The sequence below is a fragment of the Marinobacterium mangrovicola genome (assembly GCF_004339595.1).
Taxonomy (GTDB): Bacteria; Pseudomonadota; Gammaproteobacteria; order Pseudomonadales; family Balneatricaceae; genus Marinobacterium_D; species Marinobacterium_D mangrovicola.
Map to the genome: position 1 here is coordinate 476168 of NZ_SMFU01000007.1, position 15218 is coordinate 491385.

Genomic DNA, 15218 nt, shown 5'->3' on the forward strand with positions numbered 1-15218 from the left:
TTCGGGCCCATGCCATGAGTATCGCACCCATACAATTCGATAACGTCACCCTGGCCTATGATCGTCATCCGGCGGTGCATCACCTTTCCGGCGCCTTTGAGCCGGGCAGTCTGACGGCAATTACCGGGCCTAACGGTGCTGGCAAATCGACACTGCTGAAGGCGTTGATGGGTGAGCTGTCGCCGGTAGAGGGGCAGATAAGTCGCAGTGGTCTGTCGGTGCGGGAGCTGGGTTATCTGCCCCAGGCCGCGGAGATTGACCGGCAATTCCCGATCACTGTAGCGGACGCGGTGATCCTGGGGGCTTGGCGTCAGATAGGCCCTTTCGGTGGCGTTAAGCGCGATATCGCCAAACGGGCGCAGCATGCGCTGGCCGCCGTGGGGCTTGAAGGATTCGAACGTCGTGCCGTGGGTGCGCTTTCGGCGGGCCAGTTTCAACGGGTGCTGTTTGCACGTCTGCTGCTGCAGGATGCGCGGGTGATTGTGCTGGATGAGCCGTTTACCGCCATCGATGCGCGCACCACCCGGGATCTGCTGGAGATCGTGGTGCGCTGGCAAGACGAGGGACGCACGGTGATCGCGGTGCTGCACGATTTTGATCAGGTGCGGGCCTACTTTCCAAATACATTGCTGCTGGCGCGGGAGCTGATCGGCTGGGGCCCGACGGCGCATACGCTGACCGAGACTAATCTGGTTCGCGCGCGGGCGATGGCAGAATCCTGGGATGAATCCGCTCATATTTGTACGCGTCCGGAGGCGGTCCAATGATGCTGTACACGGCGGTCGTCGAGCCCTTTGTGGAGTACGGCTTTATGCGCCGAGCGCTTGTGGCGTCCATGGCGCTGGGGCTGGGGTCTGGCCCGGTGGGTGTGCTGTTGATGCTAAGGCGTATGTCATTGGTAGGCGATGCCATGAGCCATGCGGTGCTGCCCGGTGCGGCGATCGGTTTCCTGGTGGCCGGTGGATTATCGCTGCTGGCGATGGGGATCGGCGGGCTGGTGGCCGGGCTCAGCGTGGCGCTGCTGGCTGGGTTGGTCAGTCGCACCACCAAGCTGAAAGAGGACGCCAGTTTTGCCAGCTTTTATCTAACCTCGCTGGCGCTGGGTGTTTTGATCGTCTCGCTGCACGGTTCCAACCTGGATCTGCTGCATATTCTGTTTGGCACCATTCTCGCGGTGAATGCGCAGGCGGTTTACCTGGTGGCCGGTATCGCGTCCTTTTCGCTGCTGGTGCTGGCGCTGGTCTACCGGCCTCTGGTCGCCGAGTGTTTTGACCCTGGTTTCCTGCGTGCCGTCGGAGGTATGGGGTCTTTTTATCACATCATCTTCCTGCTGTTGGTGGTACTGAACCTGGTGGCCGGCTTTCAGGCGCTGGGCACGCTAATGGCGGTGGGGTTGATGATGCTGCCGGCGGCGATTGCGCAGCTCTGGGCGCGCACGTTGCCGGGTATGTTCGCGGTGGCGGCCGGTTGCGCCTCGCTCTCGGGCCTGATCGGCCTGCTGGCCTCTTATCATCTGAGCACCGCCTCCGGTCCGTCGATCATTCTGACCGCCAGTCTCATTTATGCATTGTCACTGATTTTCAGCCCCAGTGGCGCGCTCTGGCATTTTGTAAAACGCTCGCATCTGACGGGCTAACCCTGTGGAGTTTGAAGTAATGAAAAAACGTTTTCTGGCGCTTGCCGTTCCCGCCGCTTTTACCCTGTCTGCCGCCATGCCGGTTCAGGCCGATACCCTGGATGTTGTGGCGAGCTTCACGGTGCTGGCGGATGTGGTGAAGAACGTGGGAGGCGATCAGGTCAATGTCACCTCGCTGGTGCCGGCCAATGGCGACCCGCATGACTTCGAGCCCTCGCCGGAAAATGCCCGTGCTCTCAAGCAGGCGGATGTGACCTTCCTCAGCGGTGAAAATTTGGAGATCTGGTTTGAGCGCCTGGCCGAGGCGAGCGGCAACACCCAGACGCCGGTGATCGTCTCAGATGGTATCGCGACCCATACTTTCGAGGAGGACGGTGAAACCATTATCGATCCGCACGTATGGAATAGTGCAGCCAACGTGCTGGTATGGATCGATAATATCGAGCAGGCGCTGGTTGCCGCCGCACCGGAAGATGCAGCCGCGATCCATCAGAGTGCGGATGCTTACCGCCAGAAGATCCAGGCGCTGGATGCCGATATCAAGGCGAAAATCGACGCCGTGCCGGAAGAGGCGCGTAAGGTACTGACCAGCCATGACGCCTTCGGTTACTACACAGCAGAATACGGCGTGCAGTTTATGTCACCGCTGGGTGTTTCCACCGAAACCGAGGCTTCGGCCGGAGAGGTGGCGCGCCTGATCGATCAGATCAAGGAAGAGGGCGTTAAAGTCTACTTTATCGAAAGCTCTAACGATGGTCGCCTGGTTGAGCAGATCGCCAATGCCACTGGCGCCAAGTCCGGTGGGGAGCTTTATCCCGAAGCGCTCTCCGCGGCAGACGGTGTGGCCCCGACCTATATCGAACTGATGAACTTCAACACGTCGCAGATTTTGAGCGCGATCGCCGAGTAAATGAGGGTCAATTGTTCCACCAGGAAAAAGGCGGGGCAGGATTGAAAGGGTAGAGGTCCCCCGGTTGCGACAATAGCCGGTTCGCTATCCCAGCGTGAGCACCGGGGTCTTGCACTGGCCTTGGCCAGTTTTAGCCTGACAGGCGAAAGCCTGTCGGGTTTTCTTTTATTTGGGCACCCAAAATCAGCCTGATCTTCAGCGCGCTGTCGATGCTGTTTGGCGGCATGTTCCACGGCATGGGGCGGCAGTAGTAAGGTCATGCGGCCAAAAAAAACGCTAGCAGTCGCAATGACCGCTAGCGTTTAGGCAGAAAAAGGCGCGCCGGCGGGGGTGAGGCCGGCACGCAAGCAATCAGGCAGCTTCCTGATCCTTCACGAGAGTGTCTTCCTTCTGATCCTTAACGAAGGTTTCGTCGGTCTCACCCTTGAAGAAGTCGCGACCGTAAACCAGCAGGCAGAGCACCACGCCAACGGCGAAGGCCCAGGTCGCGCCACGGGTAGCGAGCACAGCAGCAACGACGCCGGCGATACCCAGATCACGCTGTGAGCGCGCTTCCATCACACCGATACGGACGGATACGTAGCCCTGGATCAGCAGGGTCAGTGCCAGTGCCACGCCGAGAATCGGCTGCACCAGGGTAACGATCGGCATGAACAGCAGGCCGGTGTTGGTCCCCCAGCGGAATGAGCCGGCACCACCGATCAGCGAGTACATGGCGCGTTTGCCCTGGGTGAAGCGCTCAACGATAACCACGTGCATTGCTGACCAGAGCGGGCCGCACATCACCACGTCCGGGCCGAGAATGGACATGATGGAGTTACGCGCACCGAAGATCATGTGAGCACGGTCCGGGCTGTAATCCACTTTCTCGTCGGGGCGCTCATGATCCGCTTCTTCGAGGATCGCGCGGCTCTGCAGTACGTCACCGAACAGGACGATGTAGGCGGCCAGTACGGTCGGAATTGCGGTTACGAACATCTCGATCGGCGGGAAGCCGAGGCCGAACACAGTGTACTCATTCCACAGTGTAATGAAGTCTGGTGAAGAGAATCCCCACTCGATCTGCGGCCAGGAGGTTTCGCCCACGGTCGGCGCGATGACGATAGCCAGGGCGACAATCGGGAATACGCCCAGTTTGCCGATCAGGCTAAGCACCGGGTTGCTGTGCTTGATGCGCTGGAAATGGCGCGAAAAGATTACGTAGAAGGCGATGCCCACAGCCACGGAGATGGTGATCGGGTAGGTGTCGAAACGACCGTCCACCTTGAACACCGCGATAACCGCGGCGATACCGGCACCGATGATAACCCCGGACTTGATCGCCTGGGGTATGGCGCTGACTACGCGGTGCGCCATACCTGTGGCGCCTATCCCTATAGAAAAGAGACCGAGTAATAGCTGGAAGGATATCAACGCATAAATCCGCTCTTCGCCCTCCGGGAACGAGGCGCAGTAGGCCATCAGCAGAGGAATAGCAGGCGTAATCCAGCCGGGGACAACCGGGTCGCCGAACAGGTGGTGAGTCAGGTAGAGCAGGCCGTTCATCATGACCACGGCCAGGGCGACCTCAAACGGCATGCCCAGGAGCTCGGTCATCAACGGAATCGCCGCGAGGTCGACGGCGCACATCAGCAGGCCCTGGAAGTAATCCGGCCATTCGATGCGGTAGTGAATAAAGGGCAGACGGATCTTGAAAGGTCCGGCGCCCCAATATGGGGTTTCCTGGCCATCCACACGTTGTTTATGCATTTTTGTGTCTCTGGTTATTAGGTTAAGAGTTATTAGGTTCAGGGGTTTTCAGGGTTTGTGTGTAACAGCGCCCGGCCCCGGGTTAAGGTCCGGGCGCTCAGTGCGACACGCTGTTAGAACGCTTCCTTGTACAGCGCGAGCGCGTCGGCCTCGGTGACTTCCACCGGGTTGTTCTGCAGCAGACGGGTCTGCAGCATGGCGTCCTTGGCCAGAGTCGGCAGGCTCTCTTCGGTGACTTCCACGTCACGCAGACGCTGCGGCGCGCCGGAGCGGTTCATCAGGTCCTGCATGTGTTCAACGAAGGCGGCGGAGCGGGTGGCCACATCGGCATCGGATTTACCCAGCAGGTGATCGGCCAGTTCCGCGTACAGCGGTGCGGCTTCAGCCATGTTGAAGCGCAGCACAGGACCCAGCATCAGCGCGTTGGTCAGGCCGTGCGGCAGGTGGTAGTGGCCGCCCAGCGGGTAAGCCAGGGCGTGAACGGCTGCAACCGGAGAGTTGGAGAACGCCTGGCCGGCCAGGTTGGAACCCAGCAGCATCGCTTCACGGGCAGCGCGGTTGCTGCCGTCGGTGCAGGCGGTGATCAGGTTGTTGGTCAGCAGCGTCAGGGCTTCTTTGGCCAGCGCATCGGACAGCGGGTTTTTCTTGTGCGCAGAGGTGTATGACTCGATGGCGTGAACCATGGCATCGATACCGGTGGCTGCGGTGGCGCCGGCCGGCAGACCCACGGTCAGTTCGGCATCCAGCAGCACCAGGTCAGCGTAAAGCTGCTGCGCAACCACACCCATTTTGGTGGTTTCGCCGGTGGTCAGGATGGTGATGTTGGTGACTTCTGAGCCGGTACCGGAGGTGGTCGGCACCTGGATCAGCGGCGCGCGCTCGCCTTTGACGTTGCCGATACCGTACAGCTCGGACAGCGGCTGCTCGGACTTCAGCATCACGGCGACCAGCTTGGCCACATCCATGGATGAACCGCCGCCCAGGCCCAGCACGATGTCCGCACCGGCGCTCTTGGCACGATCGACACATTGCATCAGTACCGCTTCGGGCGGATCGGCCACCACATCATCGAATACGGAGACGGTGAAGCCCTGGGCTTTCAGAGATTCCTTGGCCGGGTCCAGCAGGCCGTTTTCGTGCAGAAACTTGTCGGTGACGATCAGCAGGTTGCGCTGTTCGAAACGGGACGCCAGCAGTTCGCCAAGGCGGCGGGCGCTGCCCCATTCCAGGTGCATCGATCCCGGGGTGTCGAAAGTGAAAGGCTTGATACCTTCAGTCATCTTGTTTTTCTCCTGCAGAATAGGTGTGGGCGCCGGGGTAGCGCCCGTCAGTGGTTGCCTTACAGCGCGCTGCAGACGTATTTGAGTTCCAGATATTCCTCGATGCCGTACTTGGAGCCTTCACGACCCAGGCCGGACTGCTTCACGCCACCGAAAGGAGCGACCTCGTTGGAGATCAGGCCGGTGTTGTGGCCGACCATGCCGTAGTCCAGGCCTTCGGAGACGCGGATCATGCGGCCGTGGTCATTGGTGTAGAAGTAAGCAGCGAGGCCAAAGATGGTGTCGTTGGCCATGGCCAGCGCTTCCTCTTCGGTATCGAAGGCGAACAGGGGAGCCAGTGGGCCGAAGGTCTCTTCCTGGGCGACCTTCATTTCGGTAGTCACGCCGGTGAGGATCGCAGGCTTCAGGAACAGGCCGCCGAGGCGCTCGCCGCCCTGGATCAGGGTGGCGCCCTTGGAGACGGCGTCTTCGATGTGCTCTTCAACCTTGGTGATCGCTTTCTCTTCGATCATCGGGCCGATTTCCACGCCTGCTTCGGTGCCGGCACCGATCTTCAGAGCGCTGACTCGGGCTGCCAGTTTTTCGGCGAACTGATCGTAGACATCGCGCTGAACCAGGATGCGGTTGGCGCAGACGCAGGTCTGGCCGGCGTTGCGGTATTTGGAGGCCATGGCGCCTTCAACGGCTTTATCCAGGTCGGCGTCGTCAAACACGATGAACGGTGCGTTGCCGCCCAGTTCCAGCGACAGCTTCTTGATGGTCGGTGCGCACTGGGCCATCAGCAGGCGACCCACTTCGGTGGAACCGGTGAAAGAGAGCTTGGTGACGTCGTCGCTGTCGGTCAGCACCTTGCCGAGCTTGCTGGCAGAACCGGTAATGATCTGCAGTACGCCCGCCGGGATGCCGGCACGCTGGGCCAGTTCGCCCAGTGCCAGTGCGGTCAGCGGAGTCAGGTCAGCGGGACGGACGATCATGGAGCAGCCGGCGGCCAGGGCAGGCGCGGCCTTGCGGGTGATCATCGCCGCCGGGAAGTTCCACGGTGTGATCGCAGCGGTCACGCCGATCGGTTGGCGCAGCACGGTGAGGCGCTGGTCGGCACGCGGCGCCGGGATGGTATCGCCGTAAACGCGCTTGGCTTCTTCAGCGAACCACTCCACGAAGGAGGCCGCATAGCCAATTTCGCCCTTGGCTTCGGTCAGCGGTTTGCCCTGCTCGGAGGTCATGATCAGCGCCAGGTCATCGGCGTTTTCGTTGAGCATTTCAAACCAGCGACGCAGCAGGGCAGAGCGCTCCTTGGCCGGGCGTGCAGCCCAGGCTATCTGAGCAACCTTGGACGCCTCGATGACTGCCGGAATCTCTTCAGGAGACAGCTTGGGAATCTCGCCCACAACGCTGCCATTGGCAGGGTTGGTGACCTGCAGTGTTTCCTTGGACGCGGCTTCAACCCACTCGCCATTGATCAGGCAGCGGTTTTTCAGCAAAGAGGGGTCTTTCAGTGTGGTCATAACCAACTCCAGTTCGGTCGTATGGATTTACATGTCATGCGCAATGTAAAGCGCACAACCAGAGTCCGCCCCGGCTAACGGCGCGCAAACGCCTGGGGGCTGAATGTCAGCTTGAAGCCTTGGCTTCGGGCTAGATGCTGGGTGATCGACCTGTCGACCGGCGCGCAGATTGGGCCGTCATCAACAGGGACAGGAATGCAGTGTGCGGCTGATTGCCGGATGGCTTGGCATCGCCGGGTAGAGGTGCTGAGGTAGCTGATGTACGTGTAAGCATTTGGGGTCGCCTCATTGTTCTTGTAGTAGGTACTGGGGTACGTACTCGGGCTCTTGGCCTTTGGGGTCGTGCTTAGCTTGTGGCTGCGCGCAATTTCTTTAATGAACTGTTTAACCGCGCAGCTTGGATTCGTGCTGCTCTTCTATAGCAACCGGGATGCCAGTTTTTGTTATTGTTCTAAGTCATTGTTTTAAATTGACTTAAGTGCATGGCGAATTTTTTTGAGCGGAGTGGTGAGCGGTATCCGCTCGGAATGGGCGAGAGGGATGAGCGGATACCGCTCGGTTTTTACGTTTGGAGCGCTGGCTCTGAACAGCGCACTGCAGCAGCCAGGGGTTGTCTAGCGGGGCTGCTTTAGAGCGTCAGGTGCGTAGGATTTCCAGTCGGTCAGCAGGTGGGTTGCCGGAGGCAGGCTGGTATCCGGGGCGCTGACGCCGATGGAGATCACCTGCTGGATCTGGTGAGTCTCGGCATCCATATAGGAAGTGAACCCCGGTGGATCTTCCGGCAGCTTGAGCTTGAGCTGTTCAAGTGTCTGGCGGATTTTCTCGTCACTGGCATCCGGCCCTGCCTGGCGGGCGGTTTCGGCAATGGAGAGAATGCCGGCGTAGGCGCCTTCGGCCGCATAGGACGGGTAGCGCCCGCTCAGCTCGAAAAAGCGCCGGGTGAACCAGCGGTTGTAGGGTGTATCCGGCCAGTTGTTGTGGTGGCGTGCCGCCAGGATCAGGCCATTGGGCATATCCTGGCCCAACGCCGAGAGCACCTCGTAGTTGCCGCCGGTATCAAAGTTGGCAAAGGGGGCGTGATCAAACAGCTCGGTTTTATTGGCCTGCTGGATAAAGGCGACCAGATCACCGCCCCAGAGCGAGTTGACGATCAGGTCCGTGGGCTGCTCGATCAATGCCTGGATATGCGGGGTGTAATCGGGTTCGTAAAGCCTGGGCCAGAGCGTCGTGACCAGCTCATAGCGCACACCCACGTTGGTGAGCGAACGGCGCAGATCGGCCAGCATGCTGTAGCCGTAGTCGTAATCCGGCCCCAGGTAGGAGATGCGCAGGGTGCGGCGCTGCGAGTTGCTGAAGCGGTCACGGATATAGGCGGCAGCCGCTTCCATCGACTGGCGGCTGTTGTTATTCAGGCGGAAATAGTAGGGCGATACCTCGCCATCGGTGAGCCGGGAAGAGCCGTGATCGGTGCCGATAAAGAAGGCTTTCTCTGTCTGAGCAACCTGGGATACCTGCCAGGCGATGGAGGAGTTAACCACGCCGCAGATAAACCGGGCGCCTTCATCCTGCACAAAATCGCGTACCAGCCGGGTGGCGCGGGAGGGCTTGGAGCGACTGTCCTCGATCAGCACCCGCATTTTGGGGTAGTCGCTTTCCTGCTGGGCGAGTCACTCGAATGCCAGCCTGATCCCCACGGCGCTGTCCTTGCCGTAAAGCCCGCCGCGTCCGTTGAGCGGAAACAGGCAGCCCACGGTGACTTCGGCTTCTTCCGCTGATGCGCCGATGGCTAGTTCTGCCTGTGCCTGGCGGACGCCGGTGACGGCGCTCAGTGCCATCACTATGGACAAGGTCATCAGAGAGCGGCACAACACGGCAGGCTTCCCCCTCAAAACTTATTCCTCAAGGCTTATCCCTCAAAACCGGTCCCTCAAGTCCAAGCCGCTGGATACGGCGCTTCAGTGCGTGACGCGAGATTCCGAGACGCTCTGCGGCCTGGCCTTTACGTCCACCGGTTTCACGCAGGGCTTCCAGAATCAGCTCCCGTTCGCGGGCTTCAACGGCGTCGGTGTAATCATCCACCGGCGGCTGCTCAGGCTCCACGGTGCCGAGATAGTCATCGGGCAGCAGGTGCGGCTGAATCTCCTCACCGGGGTAAAGGATCGTCATCCGCTCCACCAGGTTACGCAGCTCACGCACGTTGCCAGGCCAGTCATAGTGCTGCAGACGCTTGATGACCCCAGGGCTCCAGATCGGTTGGGCGCAGCCCTCCTGGGTCGCGAACAGCTCGCTGAAATACTTGATCAGCAGTTCCACATCCTCGCGGCGTTCGTGCAATGGCGGCGCCTGAATCGGCAGTACATTGAGGCGGAAGTAGAGGTCGGAGCGGAAGCTGCCGGCATCGACCTCGGCCTTGAGGTCACGGTTGGTGGCGGCGATCACCAGCACTTCGGCCTGGAGTTCACGACAGCCGCCGATGGGGCGGTAGCTGCGGTTTTCCAGAAAACTGAGCAGTTTGGCCTGCAGCGGTAGCGGCAGTTCACCAATCTCATCCAGGAACAGGGTGCCGCCGTCTGCCAAACCAATAAGGCCGGTGCGGCGCTGGTTGGCGCCGGTATAGGCGCCGCGTTCCGCACCGAACAGCTCGGCCTCGATCAGCTGCTCCGGCAGGGCGGCACAGTTGACCTCGATAAAGGGGCCATCCTTAAAGCGGATATCGTGCAGGCTACGGGCGATCAACGCCTTGCCGGTGCCCGAAGGACCGGTAATAAGTAGGGTTTTGGCGCTGCTGCCACCCACCTGTTCGATCATCTGGTGCAGCCGCTGCATCGGCTGGCTGTAGCCGACGAGCCTGCGGGTATGGCTCTGCTGACGGCGCAGAAAGGCGAGCTCGCGCGCCATGCGGGAGTGTTCGCTGGAGCGACGGATCTGCAGCACCAGCTCGTCCCAATCGAATGGTTTGGTGAGGTAGTCGATGGCGCCATCCTTTACCGCTTTCACCGCGGCGCGGGTATCGCCGTGGGCGGAGATCATGATCACCGGCACTTCCGGATGGGCGGCTTTCAGTTGCGTCAGCACTTCCAGGCCGGAGATATCCGGCAGCCCCAGATCGAGCAGAATCACATCGGGCTGGGTGGTCTCGGCCATGGCGAGACCCTCGGCACCGGTATGGGCTCCGACCACGGTCATCTGCTCATCGTGCAAGGCAAAACGGATGCTGCGCACCAGGTTATGCTCGTCGTCGATCACCAGCACACTGACAGTACTCATGCCTGGGGTTCCTTATTATTGGAGGTAAAGAGCTTTGGGGTAGAGTGCTTTGAGTTAGAAAACGTAGATGCAGAAAGCGTTGGGGTATCTGCAGTCTTTATTTGTTCATTATCGCAGTGCGGGAACCTGAGGGTTACCCGTGTGCCGGCTGTTATCTCTTTGCTGCTATCGCTGTTTCCCGTGGCGGTTTCGATGCTCAGCTGAGCACCGTTGCGCACCGCCAGTGTCTGGCAGATCGCCAGCCCCAGCCCGGTGCCGGTCTCCTTGGTGGTGAAGAACGGCTCCGTGGCGCGGCTGAGTATCTCTTCGGGCATGCCGGGGCCGTTATCACTGACGTACAGCGCTGTGTCCTTGTCGCTCTGACTGGCGGAGTAGGTAATTCTGCCGCCGCCGCGCATCGCCTGCAGAGCGTTCAGGGTCAGGTTCATCAGGATCTGGCGCAGCTGACCGGTATCCGCATAAACGCTGAGACCTTCGGGGCAGTCGATATCGATGAAAACATTCTGCCGCCGTGCCGAGGCGTTGACCAGCGCAGTCAGGCTGTCGAACAGTTCCGGCAGGGCTACCAACTCCCTCTGAGGGTCACGGGGGCGGGCAAAGTTGAGCAGGTTGCCGATGACATCGTTCACCCGGTCGATCTCCTCATCAAGCATCAGCAGCATCTCCCGATGCTCCGGGTTTGGCTCGCGCCTTACCAGCGCCTGCAGCGTGGTATGCATGGTGGTCAGCGGGTTGCGGATATCGTGGGCAAGGCCGGCTGCCACCTGGCCGAGGGATGCCTGACGCTCGATCTCCAGTGTCGAGCGGATCACCTGTTTGAGCTGATGACGCATCCGCTCGATGGACTGGGTCAGGCGGCTCATCTCGTCGCTGGAAACCTGGGCGATGGGACTTTCCAGATCGCCGGCAGCGACCTGTTCAACACTGTTTACCAGCGTATCGACCTGACGCTTGAGCCGACGGGAGATCGCCAGGTGAATGATCAGTAGCGCGGCAGCGGTGCCGATCACCAGCAGGATCAGCCAATAGCGCATCTGCGCGCTGGGTGGTTCTACCAGCTCCCGGTTCTGAACCAGCTGCAGGGTCCAGCCCGGCGCCATCTGGTAGCGGGAGATGATCTTCTGGGCGCTGTCCACCGGCTGACCGACGATATCGTAGGTGCGCCCGTCCGGTACGCTGATCAGTGGCTTGAATACGCCGCCGACCTGCAGCGTGCGCGGGATCGCCGTCAGCGTGTTGAAGCGCAGGATCAGCGCAATCGAGGGCGAATGCGTCTCCTGTTCCAACGTGGATGTCTGTACGTCACCACGCATCAGCAGCGCCGGCGGGCGGCTCCAGCTGTGTGGTTCCGGACCGATCAGTTCCACATTGTCGAACTGGCTCACCGGCATATCGCGCATCCGGGTGTAGCGCTCTTTGTTGAGTGCATCTTCCGGGAAGGTCCAGACCAGGTTCTGTTGCGCATCGAAAAAGGCGATACCGTAGAGCGTCTGATGCTCCGCCTGCAGAGTCAGCAGATCGCGCAGTTCCCGCGGCAGATAGGCGGCACCGCCCGGGGTGAAAATGCGCGGATCGTCGAACTGATCCGCCAGGGTTGCCAGTTCATACTGGCGCTCTTTCAGATAAACGCTGAACTCGTTTTCTGTCGCGGCCATGCGGGTGGCAAGGCGCTCATCGGTGATGCGAGTGACCAGCTGGGAAAAGTACCCGTCATACAGCGCCGCGAACGAGAGCAGCGGCACCAGTGCGGCCACCAGTGACAGCCAGAGGTAACGCGTCGACATCCGGTAGGGATGCGGCGAAGCGCTGCTGTTATCGTTACCGGTTTCTGAGGACAAGTTGATGGTCAAAGGTGGTTTCCGGTTGAGTCAGTGGCGTGCGGGCCTGTTGAAACTGGCGCTATGGTCGGCTAAGCGCAGCTAAGACTCAAGGGCTTGGTACATTGGCTTGGCCCGAAGCTAGAGCAGCATGATCGATCTTCGGCTTGGCATCACTCGCGAAACCGATCAGTATCGCCTGATCCATTAATTAAGCAGTCCCACAAGCACAGGAAGCCAGAGTGTCATGAAAAAACTGCTGATCGTTCTGCTGTTCGGTGCGCTGGCCTACGGTTATCTCGACCGCAACCCGGGGCTGTTTGAATCCTATACCCAACAAAGCAGCGCCGGCGATGATCAACTCACCCGCGCCTTCGAACAGCAGCTCAGCGACTACCAGGTTGAGGGCGAAGGTCGGGTGATCAAGGTGCTGCCGGATGATACCAAGGGCAGTCAGCATCAGCGCTTTATTCTGCAGCTGGCAACGGGACAGACGATCCTGGTCGCGCACAATATCGATCTGGCGCCGCGCATCCCTGGCCTGAGGGAAGGGGACCAGGTCAGGTTCTACGGCGAGTACGAATGGAACGATAAGGGCGGGGTAGTGCACTGGACCCATCATGACCCGGGCGGACGTCATGTCGGTGGCTGGCTCAGGCATGAGGGTGTTACTTACGAGTAACAGCTTTGACCGTTTTTCACATTGTTAACTCTCCCATGTGCAGCTTGATGAAACCTGAGTTCTGTAAAGCTGTCACAGCGGACAACAGCAAAGAAATCTGTTTCATCCGCGAGAAAAGGAGAGCCACATGAAGACTCGTCATCTAACGATTGCCACTGCATCGGTCGCAGCATCTCTGTTTGGTGTTTCGGCGGCGGTAGCCAGCGAGAAGCCGCCTGCGGATTCGCTGCCCCTGGCAGAGATCGTGACTACTATTGAGTCTCAGGGTTATGCACCGATCACCGAGATCTCCATGGACGATGGTGTCTGGGAAGTTGAAGCCTATAAGAACAATGAGCAGCGGGAGCTGCGGGTCGATCCGATGAACGGCAACGTGCTGTCGGATCGTCGCGACGACTGATCAGCGCAGCTACTGACAGCCGAGACTGAGCTTTTAGCTTGGAAGCAGGGCCGTGGGCCGTGTCCGCCGACAGGAGGGGGATGCAGCCTGCGGCCCTGTTTCGTTCTACCCTTACAGCAGCGCAGTATGTGTTTGGCTTTTTTAGTCGCCCTAAATCCTTCATAAATGAATGATATGAGTGTGTTTTTTCAGATTGTTTTCGGAACCCTCGGGCGAGGGCGTTACTGGTGTGAAAACATTGATGGAAAACTATGTTCGTGGCTGCAGTTCCCGGATAGACTGCGCGACATTCTGACCCGGCAGCCGGGTGATATTCTTAGCAGGATTACTAAGCGTGAAAGCAATTATCGGTAGTGAAGAGTGGTGTTCCTTTTCCGAGCTGGGTCTGCCGGCGATCAAGGCGCGTATCGACTCGGGTGCGAAAACCTCTTCTATCCATGCGTTCAACATTCAGACCTTCCGTCGTAACGGTGAGCTCTGGGTCAGTTTTGAGGTGCACCCGCTGCAGAACAACCGTCGTACCTCCATCCGCTGTGAACGGCAGGTAGTCGACAAGCGTTCGGTGAAAAGCTCCAGCGGTATCTCCGAAACCCGGTACGTGATCTCCGTGCCTATGGAACTTGGCGAAGAGCGCTGGGAGATCGAGCTGACGCTGGCCAACCGCGATTCCATGGGTTATCGCATGCTGCTGGGCCGCGAGGCGATGACCGGTCGTTTCCTGATCGATCCGGCGAACAGCTTCTGTATGGGCGAGCGCAGCAGCGATGAGCTGCAAAAGCTTTATGCCCGTGGTGACACGGTACGCAGCGGTCTGAAGATTGCGCTGATGGCCAGCAATCCTGATCTCTACAGCAACCAGCGGATTCTGGAAGCCGGTGAAGAACGCGGCCACGAGATGGTCTTCCTCGACATCAAACAGTGCTACATGAAGCTGGATGCCAAAAATCCGGAAGCGCACTACCGTGGTGGCAAGGTGTTGCAGGATCTGGATGCGGTGGTGACACGCATTCGCCCCAGCGTCACCTTCTACGGCTGTGCGCTGGCGCGTCAGTTCGAAAGCATGGGCGTACTGACTACCAATACTTCGGATTCGGTGATCAAAAGCCGCGATAAGCTGTTCTCGCTGCAGTTGATGCTGAAAAGCGGTATCAATATTCCGACGACCGGTTTTGCCAATTCTCCAATGGACACCAACGACCTGATCGAAATGGTGGGTGGTGCGCCGCTGATCGTGAAGCTGCTGGAAGGTACCCAGGGTCGTGGTGTGGTCCTGGCGGAAACTAAGAAGGCCGCAGAAAGTGTGATCAACGCCTTTAAGGCGCTGCGTGCCAATCTGCTGGTGCAGGAGTTCATCAAGGAGGCCGACGGCAAGGATATCCGCTGCTTCGTGATCGATGGCAAGGTGGTCGCTTCTATCCAGCGGACTGCCGCACCCGGTGAATTCCGCGCCAATATCCATCAGGGCGGTACCGCGAGCATCGTTAAGATCACCCCGGAAGAGCGCAAGCTTTCCATTACCGCTGCCAAGGCGCTGGGGCTGGATATCGCCGGCGTGGATATCATCCGTTCGAAGAACGGCCCTCTGCTGCTGGAGGTAAACTCTTCACCGGGCCTGGAAGGGATCGAAGCCGCTACCGCGAAGGATATCGCCGGCATGATGATCGCCTCCATCGAGAAAAAACTGGGCTGGAAAAAGGTGCTGGGTACGCCGGCGGACGCGGATCCGGCCGATACCGAGAGCTAGCTTTCGGTGCTACCGAAGGCATCGTAGGGTTTAAGTCACCCAGATATCAAGCAGCCGCAAGGCTGCTTTTTTGTGTGCAAAGTTCAGTAGAGCGGGTCGGCAAACCGCTTTTGCGTCTAAGTGATCGTCAGCTGCACAAATCTATCACGGGTGCCCAGGGTAAGTTTTCGATTAATGGCCTATGCTCAGCATTAGAATTTGCTTATAAATAGATACTAAATTCTTCTC

Annotated in this window: 13 protein-coding genes and 1 pseudogene; 7 read left to right on the forward strand and 7 right to left on the reverse strand. The window is 59.4% G+C overall.

Features of this window, described 5'->3' with window-relative positions; translation table 11 throughout:
• Positions 1 to 14 precede the first annotated feature (14 nt).
• The 3 genes from CLV83_RS03035 to CLV83_RS03045 are packed head-to-tail and all read left to right on the forward strand — an operon-like array spanning position 15 to position 2546.
• Positions 15 to 767, forward strand: coding sequence for a metal ABC transporter ATP-binding protein (locus CLV83_RS03035; RefSeq protein WP_132287310.1), 753 nt, complete (start codon positions 15 to 17; stop codon positions 765 to 767).
• Positions 764 to 1636 carry a metal ABC transporter permease gene (locus CLV83_RS03040; RefSeq protein ID WP_132287313.1) on the forward strand — a complete coding sequence of 291 codons (873 nt, stop codon included), beginning with the start codon at positions 764 to 766 and terminating at the stop codon, positions 1634 to 1636. Before CLV83_RS03035 ends, CLV83_RS03040 begins: the two co-directional genes overlap by 4 nt.
• A 19-nt stretch (positions 1637 to 1655) precedes the next feature.
• Positions 1656 to 2546: a metal ABC transporter solute-binding protein, Zn/Mn family gene (locus CLV83_RS03045; RefSeq protein ID WP_132287316.1), complete on the forward strand. Its 891-nt coding sequence runs from the start codon at positions 1656 to 1658 to the stop codon at positions 2544 to 2546.
• Positions 2547 to 2897: 351 nt separating this feature from the next.
• On the opposite strand, the gene CLV83_RS03050 is transcribed toward CLV83_RS03045, so the two are convergent.
• The 7 genes from CLV83_RS03050 to CLV83_RS03075 form a co-directional block, all read right to left on the reverse strand.
• The gene (locus tag CLV83_RS03050) at positions 2898 to 4295 is read right to left on the reverse strand and encodes a hypothetical protein (RefSeq protein WP_132287318.1); all 1398 of its coding nucleotides are present in this window, start codon (positions 4293 to 4295) and stop codon (positions 2898 to 2900) included.
• A 113-nt stretch (positions 4296 to 4408) separates the two neighbouring features.
• A complete protein-coding gene (locus CLV83_RS03055) occupies positions 4409 to 5563 on the reverse strand; it encodes an iron-containing alcohol dehydrogenase (RefSeq protein ID WP_424399118.1) in 1155 nt (384 codons plus the stop codon).
• 71 nt (positions 5564 to 5634) lie between these two features.
• Positions 5635 to 7080, reverse strand: a complete 1446-nt coding sequence (locus tag CLV83_RS03060; protein WP_132287324.1) for an NAD-dependent succinate-semialdehyde dehydrogenase — start codon at positions 7078 to 7080, stop codon at positions 5635 to 5637.
• A gap of 614 nt (positions 7081 to 7694) precedes the next feature.
• Entirely contained in the window at positions 7695 to 8717 is a 1023-nt protein-coding gene (locus CLV83_RS03065; RefSeq protein WP_207894701.1) for an ABC transporter substrate-binding protein, read from the reverse strand.
• A 30-nt stretch (positions 8718 to 8747) separates the two neighbouring features.
• Positions 8748 to 8951 carry a hypothetical protein gene (locus tag CLV83_RS22670; RefSeq protein ID WP_207894703.1) on the reverse strand — a complete coding sequence of 68 codons (204 nt, stop codon included), beginning with the start codon at positions 8949 to 8951 and terminating at the stop codon, positions 8748 to 8750.
• A 28-nt stretch (positions 8952 to 8979) separates the two neighbouring features.
• Positions 8980 to 10347 carry a sigma-54-dependent transcriptional regulator gene (locus CLV83_RS03070; protein ID WP_132287327.1) on the reverse strand — a complete coding sequence of 456 codons (1368 nt, stop codon included), beginning with the start codon at positions 10345 to 10347 and terminating at the stop codon, positions 8980 to 8982.
• Entirely contained in the window at positions 10344 to 12197 is a 1854-nt protein-coding gene (locus tag CLV83_RS03075) for a sensor histidine kinase (protein ID WP_132287330.1), read from the reverse strand. Before CLV83_RS03075 ends, CLV83_RS03070 begins: the two co-directional genes overlap by 4 nt.
• A 214-nt stretch (positions 12198 to 12411) precedes the next feature.
• Here CLV83_RS03075 and CLV83_RS03080 point away from each other — a divergent pair, with 214 nt between their 5' ends.
• From CLV83_RS03080 to rimK, 4 genes and pseudogenes are all read left to right on the forward strand, one after another.
• Positions 12412 to 12846, forward strand: a complete 435-nt coding sequence (locus CLV83_RS03080; protein WP_132287333.1) for a DUF3465 domain-containing protein — start codon at positions 12412 to 12414, stop codon at positions 12844 to 12846.
• Positions 12847 to 12973: 127 nt separating this feature from the next.
• Positions 12974 to 13246, forward strand: a complete 273-nt coding sequence (locus tag CLV83_RS03085) for a PepSY domain-containing protein (RefSeq protein ID WP_132287336.1) — start codon at positions 12974 to 12976, stop codon at positions 13244 to 13246.
• A 334-nt stretch (positions 13247 to 13580) separates the two neighbouring features.
• Positions 13581 to 13979 (forward strand): annotated as a pseudogene (locus tag CLV83_RS22675) (ATP-dependent zinc protease family protein); the annotation flags it as partial.
• Positions 13980 to 14057: 78 nt separating this feature from the next.
• Positions 14058 to 14990, forward strand: a complete 933-nt coding sequence (gene rimK / locus CLV83_RS03090) for a 30S ribosomal protein S6--L-glutamate ligase (protein ID WP_207894783.1) — start codon at positions 14058 to 14060, stop codon at positions 14988 to 14990.
• Positions 14991 to 15218 lie beyond the last annotated feature (228 nt).

Coding starts and splice junctions, on each gene's coding strand:
- CLV83_RS03045 (WP_132287316.1), top strand. CDS start 1,656: ATGAAAAAACGTTTTCTGGCGCTTGCCGTTCCCGCCGCTTTTACCCTG.
- CLV83_RS03070 (WP_132287327.1), bottom strand. CDS start 10,347: ATGAGTACTGTCAGTGTGCTGGTGATCGACGACGAGCATAACCTGGTG.
- CLV83_RS03040 (WP_132287313.1), top strand. CDS start 764: ATGATGCTGTACACGGCGGTCGTCGAGCCCTTTGTGGAGTACGGCTTT.
- CLV83_RS03035 (WP_132287310.1), top strand. CDS start 15: ATGAGTATCGCACCCATACAATTCGATAACGTCACCCTGGCCTATGAT.
- CLV83_RS03080 (WP_132287333.1), top strand. CDS start 12,412: ATGAAAAAACTGCTGATCGTTCTGCTGTTCGGTGCGCTGGCCTACGGT.
- CLV83_RS03065 (WP_207894701.1), bottom strand. CDS start 8,717: ATGCGGGTGCTGATCGAGGACAGTCGCTCCAAGCCCTCCCGCGCCACC.
- CLV83_RS03050 (WP_132287318.1), bottom strand. CDS start 4,295: ATGCATAAACAACGTGTGGATGGCCAGGAAACCCCATATTGGGGCGCC.
- CLV83_RS03085 (WP_132287336.1), top strand. CDS start 12,974: ATGAAGACTCGTCATCTAACGATTGCCACTGCATCGGTCGCAGCATCT.
- CLV83_RS03060 (WP_132287324.1), bottom strand. CDS start 7,080: ATGACCACACTGAAAGACCCCTCTTTGCTGAAAAACCGCTGCCTGATC.